This is a genomic window from Microcoleus sp. BM001215392 (assembly GCF_036700185.1).
In the GTDB taxonomy this organism is placed as follows: Bacteria; Cyanobacteriota; Cyanobacteriia; order Cyanobacteriales; family Microcoleaceae; genus Microcoleus.
Genome location: NZ_JAUBOJ010000458.1, coordinates 1 through 1,865, shown reverse-complemented (window position 1 = coordinate 1,865; position 1,865 = coordinate 1). Strand labels below are relative to the sequence as shown.

At 43.1% G+C, this 1,865-nt stretch carries 2 protein-coding genes; both read left to right on the top strand.

Annotation, left to right across the window (positions count from 1 at the left end):
* Window positions 1-138: 138 nt before the first annotated feature.
* Window positions 139-1,017, top strand: coding sequence for a 3'(2'),5'-bisphosphate nucleotidase CysQ family protein (locus tag QT974_RS30610; protein ID WP_333472142.1), 879 nt, complete (start codon window positions 139-141; stop codon window positions 1,015-1,017).
* Between the two features lie 442 nt (window positions 1,018-1,459).
* Window positions 1,460-1,865: DUF4347 domain-containing protein (locus QT974_RS30605; RefSeq protein ID WP_333472141.1), on the top strand; the 406-nt coding region annotated here is incomplete at its 3' end.

Here is a 1,865-nt window from a genome sequence, read left to right as displayed (position 1 = left end):
GGTAATTATCAACCGGGAAAATAGAATTCGCGACTACAGATACAAAGTCAACGTAAGGTGCTGATAGCCCACCTTACTTTTATTAGAGAAATCGGTTTCTTTGTACTTCCATCAGCGTTCATCTGCAATTAAATAAACATGAAAAATCTCGAAGAATTGAGCGAAATTTCCCAGGCTGCCGCTTGGGGTGCCGCAGATATCCTACAATCCTATTATCGCCAGGATTCCCAGACTCCAAACCTCGACATCCAAGAACAAAAAGACGGCCCAGTCACCGCCGCCGATGTCGCCGTCAATACCCACATTCTCAACCAATTGCAATCCGTTTTAGGCAATGCAGAATTTGGCTATCTCAGCGAAGAAACTTACAAAGCTTATTTAGAAATTAACGGCAAAATTCCCTTACCTCAAGATTGGGTTTGGATTATTGACCCTTTGGATGGAACCCGAGATTTTATTGACAGGACAGGCGAATTTGCAGTACATATTGCTTTAGTATACCAGGGAAGACCTGTATTAGCGGTTGTCGCTTGGCCGGAACAGCAAAAGATTTATTATGCAATGAAAGATGCAGGCACTTTTGTGGAAAGTCGGGACGGTTCTACGGTAAAGTTAGAGGTTTCGGCGCGAAATATAGTGGCGGATTTATCTATAGTAACTAGCCGCAGTCACCGGGACGATCGCTTTAATCAATTATTGCACAAACTGCCTTGTCAAAATCAACTAGCTGTCGGTAGCATTGGCTGTAAAATTGCCACGATTGTGGAACAAAAAGCTGATGTTTATATTGCGCTTTCGGGGAAGTCTGCGCCGAAAGATTGGGATTTGGCGGCACCGGAATTGATTTTGACGGAAGCGGGCGGCCGATTTACTCGTTTTGACGGTTCTGCTTTGCAATACAACCGGGGAGATGTCAGTCAGTGGGGGGGATTGTTGGCGAGTAACGGTTGCTGTCACGATGCTTTGTGCGCGGATGCTGAGAGGCTTTTGGCGGAGATAGATGCGGGTTTGAAATAAGTGCGTTGGTTTGATCGTTCGGAATGCGAGTCCTCGGATTTTATGCGGACTGAAGTCCGAACGATCGAACCTGTTTTTTTATTGCACATCACATTATTTGCAAAAATTAGGTATCAAAAGTGATTGTAAAAATCTCAGTACAATTGCACTGATGTTTCAAAAAAGATTTGTGGTAATTAATCAATCTTGCGCCGACTTACTTAGTAACAATACTTAATATTTTCCGCAGCTTTACTAAAACTTTAATTAACAGAGTGTTTTTTAAGAAAAGTTTATATGTTTTGTGTGAAAAGACTGTTATCGTTGCTACAACAGATATTCCATCACAGAATTTTTATGTAGGGATGCTGTTTCTGTGTAAATCAAAATTGATAGATGGTTTCGGACGCAAGTCGCGAAATAGGGAAAATACTGTCTTTTTTTACCCCTTAGTAGGTGTATTATGCCAAATTTAAATAATCAAGTTTCTGGAAGTTCGATCGCCTTTATCGACAGTCAAGTACCAGATTATCAAAGTTTGATAGCCGGAGTAACACCGGGTACGGAAGTAGTTGTTTTGGATGCGCATCGGGATGCGATCGCCCAAATTACTCAAATCTTAGCTCTTCGGACAAATATTGACAGCATTCACATAGTTTCTCACGGTGCTCCGGGTAGCCTACAACTGGGCGACGGTAGTTTGAGTGCAGATAATTTGGAGACTTATTCCACGCAATTGCAGCAGTGGCGGAGTGCTTTTACAGACAGTGCGGATATTCTGATTTACGGTTGCAATGTGGCATCTGGGCCTCGCGTTTGTCCGCAAGTCCGCCGGGGATTTAAATCCCCGTCTCATAGCGAAAGTCGGT

Excerpts from the sequence above, each read along its gene's own strand:
- QT974_RS30610 (WP_333472142.1), top strand. The coding sequence starts at position 139 with ATGAAAAATCTCGAAGAATTGAGCGAAATTTCCCAGGCTGCCGCTTGG.